A 5,343-nucleotide genomic window follows, 5' to 3' on the forward strand; every position below is an offset into this window, starting at 1 on the left:
GGCTTCCAGATGTCCTTCGCCGCCACCACGGCCCTGGTGGCCATGGCAGAGCTCTGGCCGCGCCCGATCCGCGAGATCAACGCCCCCTGGCCGATCCGCGCCGTCCAGGGGGTGGGGACCTGGTTGGGCGCGAGCCTCGCCGCAAGCTTCGTGGCCGGCATGGCGACCGGGCCCTTCGCCATGCAGCACTTCAACCGGGTCTCCACCTTCGGGCTGATCGCCAACCTGCTGGTGGCGCCGATCTCGTCCTTCCTGATGATGCCGGCCCTGGCGCTCGGCGCGATCCTGGCGCCCTTCGGCCTGGGCGATTGGCCGCTGCAGGCCGCCGGGGTCGCCATCGACACCATGAACCTGATCGCCGCCAAGGCCTCGGCGATGCCCAACGCCCAGCTGATCATCGCCAGCGCGCCGGGCTGGACCCTGGCGGCCGCGTTCCTTGGCATCCTCTGGCTCTGCTTGTGGAAGGGTCCCCTGCGCTGGCTGGGCCTGCCCTTCGCCCTGGCCGTCAGTCTGACGCCCCGTCCGCCGACGCCCGATCTCTGGATCGCCGCCGACGGCTCGACCCTGGCGGTGCGGGAGGGCAGGACGGCGGTTCTCTTCCGACCCGACGTCAAGCTGTTCGGAGCCGAACTCTGGGCCCGCCGGCGCGGCCTGGAGCCGGCCACGGACGGCCTGGAGGCCCGCGACGCCCTCTATGACTGCGACCGCTGGTCCTGTGCGCCGAGGCCCGGCGCATCGCCCCGCGTGGCCGCCGTCTTCACCCGTCGCGCCTCGACCATCGAGAAGAAGCTGCCGCTGCTGTGCCAATGGGCCGAGGTGGTCGTGGTTCGCGGCGCGGCGACCGCCGCCGACTGCCCCGGCGCCCTGCTATTGACGGAGGACGACTTCGCCCGAGGCGGGTCCGCGGAGCTTTACCACACGTCCTCCGGCTGGCGCGTCGTATGGGCGCAGAGTCTGCGCGGCCAGCGGCCCTGGACCGGCGGTGTGATCGCCGATCAGGCCGACTGACGGCGCCTAGTGGTACTTGCGGATCAGCCCGACGAGCCGGCCCTGCACCTGGACCTGGTCGGGACCGAAGATGCGGGTCTCATAGGCGGGGTTGGCGGCCTCCAGAGCGATGGAGGCGCCCTTCTTGCGCAGGCGCTTGAGGGTGGCTTCCTCGCCCATCACCAGGGCGACGACGATCTCGCCCGAGGTGGCGGTGTCGGTCTTGCGGATGACGACATAGTCGCCGTCCAGGATGCCGGCGTTGATCATGGAGTCGCCCTGGACTTCGAGGGCGTAGTGCTCCCCGGCGCCCAGCATGCTCTCGGGCACATGCATGCGGTCGCGTTCCTGCTGGATCGCCTCGATGGGGGTGCCGGCGGCGATCTTGCCCAGCACCGAGATCTCGCGGGTGTCGTTGGCGGCGTTCATCGCGGGCTGGGCGGCGCCGGCCTCGACCAGTTGCGGCTTGAACGGGGCGCGGCCCTTGGGCGGGGAAGAGGTGGTGGCCTGCTGCGGCAGCTTCACCACTTCCAGGGCGCGGGCCCGGTGCGGCAGGCGGCGCAGGAAGCCGCGTTCCTCCAGCGCCGTGATCAGGCGGTGAATCCCGGACTTGGAGGCCAGGTCGAGGGCCTCCTTCATCTCGTCGAAGGAGGGCGAGACGCCGCTCTCCTTGATCCGCTCATGGATGAACATGAGCAATTCGTGCTGTTTACGGGTGAGCATTGGACGACGAGCCCTTGAAGAACAAAGCGGAAACCTTGCCGATGTTCTCTAGGCGTTCTTCGTTAATGTCAAGTTGACCGAAAGCTAAACCAGAAGCGCCCGTGCCGCGGCGGCCACATCGGCCTGGCGCATCAGGCTTTCCCCCACCAGCATGGCGCTGGCGCCCGACCGCTCCAGCCGGGCGGCGTCAGCCGCGGTGAAGATGCCGCTTTCCGTTACCAGCAAGGCGTTTGCGGGCGCGAGCGCCGCCAAGCGCTCGGTGATGGCCAGGTCTATGCTGAAGCTGCGCAGGTCGCGGTTATTGACCCCCACCAGGGTCGCGCCCAGGTCGCCGGCGCGGGCCATCTCGGCCTCGTCGTGCACCTCGACAAGCGCGTCCATGCCGAATCGCGCCGCCTCCGCCATCAGGTCGCGGGCGGTGGAATCATCGACCATGGCCATGATCACCAGGATGGCGTCGGCTCCGAGCGCGCGGGATTCGGCCACCTGCCAGGGGTCCACCAGGAACTCCTTGCGCAGGCAGGGCAGGGCGCAGGCGTTCCGCGCGTCCGTGAGGAAGCTGTCAGCCCCCTGGAAGCTCGGGGTGTCGGTCAGCACCGACAGGCAGGCCGCCCCGCCCGCCTCATAGGCCCTGGCGAGCGACGGCGGATCGAAGTCCTCGCGGATCAGGCCCTTGGAGGGCGAAGCCTTCTTGATCTCGGCGATCAGGGCCAGCCGGCCCGGCGCATGGGCGCGCTCCAGGGCGGCGCGGAACCCGCGCGGCGCCGAGGCCTGCCCCGCAGCGGCCTCGACCTGCTCCACAGTGCGCAGCGCCTTTCGTTCGGCGACCTCGACGCGCTTATAGGCTGCGATCTTGTCGAGGATGTCGCTCATGGCGCGCTCGTGATGGCGGCCAGGGTGGTGAGGGCCGTCTTGGCCCGGCCGTCGTCGATCACCGCGCGCGCCAGCTCGATGCCGTCGCGCAGAGTCTCCACCTTCTCACCCACCAGGAAGGCGGCCGCAGTATTCAACAGCACGATGTCGCGATAGGCGCCGGTCTCCCCGTCCAGCAGGGCGCGCAGGGCCACCGCGTTTTCGGCCGGGCTCCCGCCGGTGAGGTCGGCCAGGGCCGCCCGGGGCAGTCCGACCGCTTCCGGAGTGATGGTGAAGAGCCTGGCCTGTCCGTCGCGCCATTCGGCCACGACGCTCTCGCCCGTGGTGGTCATCTCGTCCATGCCGCCGCCGTGCACCACCCAGGCGCGCTCGGAGCCCAAGGCCCCCAGAACACGGGCCAGGGGCTCGACCCAACGCTCGGCGAACACTCCCATGACCTGGCGCTTGGCGTTGGCCGGGTTGGTCAGCGGCCCCAGCAGGTTGAACACCGTTCGGAAGCCAAGCTCAGCCCGGATCGGCGAGACGTGGCGCATGGCGCCGTGATGGGCCTGCGCGAACATGAAGCAGATGCCGGCCTCATCCAGAGCCTTCATCTGCCGGTCGACGGGGGCGTTGATGTCCACCCCCAGTTCGGCCAGCACATCGGCGGTGCCGGACCGCGAGGACAGGGCCCGGTTGCCGTGCTTGGCCACTTTCAGCCCGCCGCCGGCGGCCACGAAGCCCACGGCGGTGGATATGTTCAGCGTATGCAGGCCGTCGCCGCCGGTGCCGCAGACGTCCATCACGGCGTAGGGCGGATCGAGGGTCACGGCGGCGCGGCGCATGGCCTTGGCGCAGGCGGTGATCTCGCCCACCGTCTCGCCGCGCAGGCGCATGGCGGTGATGGCCGCTGCCACCTGGGCCGGCGACGGCTCGCCCCGCAGGCAGGCGGCGAAGAACTCTCCGGCGTCCTCGTCCGACAGGGTTTGACCGTCGGCCAGGCGGCCGAGCAGGGGCTTGAAGGCGTCCGACATCAGGCGGGCACGTTGCGCGGCACGCCGGCCAGTTCCAGGAAATTGGCCAGCAGATGGTGGCCGCCCTCGGTGGCGATGGATTCCGGATGGAACTGCACGCCGTGGATGGGCCGGGTCTTGTGCTGGAAACCCATGACCTCGCCGTCCTCTGTCCAGGCGGTGATCTCCAGGACGTCCGGCAAGGTCTCCCTGGCGACCGACAGGCTGTGATAGCGGGTGGCGATGAAGTCCTGCGGCATACCCGCAAACACCCCTTTGCCGGTGTGGTGCATCGGGCTGGTCTTGCCGTGCATGGTGGCCTTGGCCCGCACCACCTGCCCGCCGAAGGCCTGGCCGATGGACTGATGGCCCAGACAGACCCCCAGGATCGGCAGGCCCTCGGGGGCCCTCTCGATCAGCTCCAGGCAGATGCCGGCCTCGTTGGGGGTGCAGGGGCCCGGCGACAGCAGCACGCCGTCCGGCTTGAGGCCCAGGGCCTCATCGACGGTGATGGCGTCGTTGCGATAGACGAGCGTCTCGGCCCCAAGCTCGTTGAGATAGTGGACGAGATTGTAGGTGAAGCTGTCGTAGTTATCGATGACCAGGATCATGGTGTTCCATCTAGAGCGTGGCAGCCTGAAGTGGAAGCCGGTTCAGGCGGCCGCCAAGCGACCAAGTAGGTAGGGCTGGGACTGGCGCTGCGCCAAGTCCACGCATTGCATGCTGTGCGAGTTGGGCGGACTCTGTGGCCATGACGACCGCTGATTCCGTCCTCGACGCCGACCAGATCGCCCGCGCCCGGCTGCTGCTGGCGACCCCGGTGATCAAGGAATCCATGTGGCCAGTGTTGTGCGCCGCGGCCTTCGCGGCCTCGACCGCGCTCGCTCTGGCCACCGCCATGATCCTCGCCCCGCCGGTGATCACCCAGCACGTCGTGCAGAGTGATCGCTAGCTAGCCCTCAGGCTCAGACGAACCGCCAGCTTTCCTCGGTCGCGCTGCGGACGGCGCGGGCCTTGTGCAGGGTCTCGTCGTATTCGGCGTCCGGATCTGAATCCACGACCACCCCGCCCCCGGCCTGGGTATAGATCTGTCCGTCCTTGATGCAGGCGGTGCGCAGCACGATGCAGGTGTCCACCGAGCCGTCGGCGCCGAAATAGCCAACCGCGCCGGCGAAGGCGATGCCGCGCTTTTCCTGCTCCAGCTCATCGATGATCTGCATGGCCCGCACCTTGGGCGCGCCCGACAGCGTGCCGGCCGGCAGGGCGGCCATCAGCACGTCAACGGGGTCCAGGCCCTCGGGCGCGTCGCCCTCGACATTGGAGACCAGGTGCATGACGTGGCTGTAGCGCTCCACGAAGAAGCTGGCCGTCACCCGCACGTGCGCCCCCTTCGACGGCTTGGGCGGTTCGTTGGCGCCGGCCTTGTTCAGCATTGCCACCCGGCCCACGTCATTACGGCCCAGGTCCAGCAGCATCAGGTGCTCGGCCCGCTCCTTGGGGTCGGCGATCAGCTCGGCCTCCAGGGCGCGATCCTCTTCCGGCGTCGCGCCGCGGGGCCGCGTGCCGGCGATGGGGCGGATGGTGATCTTGCCGTCCCGCAGGCGGACCAGGATCTCCGGCGACGAGCCCGCCAGCTGGAAGTCCCCGAAGTTCAGATAGAACAGGAAGGGCGAGGGGTTCATCCGCCGCAGGGAGCGGTAGAGGGCGAAGGGATCGCGGCTGAAGGGCGCGCGGAACCGGTGGCTGGGCACCACCTGGAAGATGTCGC

The 5,343-nt window shown here is 69.4% G+C and carries 7 protein-coding genes; 2 read left to right on the forward strand and 5 right to left on the reverse strand.

All coding sequences use genetic code 11. The features are described 5' to 3' along the window. Positions 1-1,008 (forward strand): ComEC/Rec2 family competence protein (locus RMO97_RS08355; protein ID WP_310540285.1); only part of this gene is annotated, 1,008 nt, incomplete at its 5' end. A 6-nt stretch (positions 1,009-1,014) separates the two neighbouring features. Here the strand turns inward: RMO97_RS08355 and lexA are convergent. From lexA to RMO97_RS08375, 4 genes are all read right to left on the reverse strand, one after another. Beyond that, a complete protein-coding gene (lexA, locus tag RMO97_RS08360) occupies positions 1,015-1,710 on the reverse strand; it encodes a transcriptional repressor LexA (RefSeq protein WP_304777160.1) in 696 nt (231 codons plus the stop codon). 84 nt (positions 1,711-1,794) lie between these two features. Next, positions 1,795-2,583, reverse strand: a complete 789-nt coding sequence (trpC, locus tag RMO97_RS08365; protein WP_310540287.1) for an indole-3-glycerol phosphate synthase TrpC — start codon at positions 2,581-2,583, stop codon at positions 1,795-1,797. Further along, positions 2,580-3,596 (reverse strand): anthranilate phosphoribosyltransferase, encoded by a 1,017-nt coding sequence (gene trpD / locus RMO97_RS08370; RefSeq protein ID WP_310540289.1) that lies wholly within the window; start codon positions 3,594-3,596, stop codon positions 2,580-2,582. Before trpD ends, trpC begins: the two co-directional genes overlap by 4 nt. After that, positions 3,596-4,186 carry an aminodeoxychorismate/anthranilate synthase component II gene (locus RMO97_RS08375; RefSeq protein ID WP_310540290.1) on the reverse strand — a complete coding sequence of 197 codons (591 nt, stop codon included), beginning with the start codon at positions 4,184-4,186 and terminating at the stop codon, positions 3,596-3,598. The genes trpD and RMO97_RS08375 overlap by 1 nt, the downstream gene beginning before the upstream one ends. Positions 4,187-4,326: 140 nt before the next feature. Between RMO97_RS08375 and RMO97_RS08380 the strand changes: the two genes are divergently transcribed. After that, positions 4,327-4,527, forward strand: a complete 201-nt coding sequence (locus RMO97_RS08380) for a hypothetical protein (protein WP_310540291.1) — start codon at positions 4,327-4,329, stop codon at positions 4,525-4,527. A 13-nt stretch (positions 4,528-4,540) separates the two neighbouring features. On the opposite strand, the gene RMO97_RS08385 is transcribed toward RMO97_RS08380, so the two are convergent. Then, positions 4,541-5,343, reverse strand: an 803-nt coding sequence (locus RMO97_RS08385; protein ID WP_310540293.1) for a chorismate-binding protein, incomplete at its 5' end; no start/stop codon positions are given.

Origin of the sequence: Phenylobacterium sp. (assembly GCF_031425575.1) — a bacterium.
Taxonomy (GTDB): Bacteria; Pseudomonadota; Alphaproteobacteria; order Caulobacterales; family Caulobacteraceae; genus Phenylobacterium.

Excerpts from the sequence above, each read along its gene's own strand:
- lexA (WP_304777160.1), bottom strand. The coding sequence starts at position 1,710 with ATGCTCACCCGTAAACAGCACGAATTGCTCATGTTCATCCATGAGCGG.
- trpC (WP_310540287.1), bottom strand. The coding sequence starts at position 2,583 with ATGAGCGACATCCTCGACAAGATCGCAGCCTATAAGCGCGTCGAGGTC.
- trpD (WP_310540289.1), bottom strand. The coding sequence starts at position 3,596 with ATGTCGGACGCCTTCAAGCCCCTGCTCGGCCGCCTGGCCGACGGTCAA.
- RMO97_RS08375 (WP_310540290.1), bottom strand. The coding sequence starts at position 4,186 with ATGATCCTGGTCATCGATAACTACGACAGCTTCACCTACAATCTCGTC.
- RMO97_RS08380 (WP_310540291.1), top strand. The coding sequence starts at position 4,327 with ATGACGACCGCTGATTCCGTCCTCGACGCCGACCAGATCGCCCGCGCC.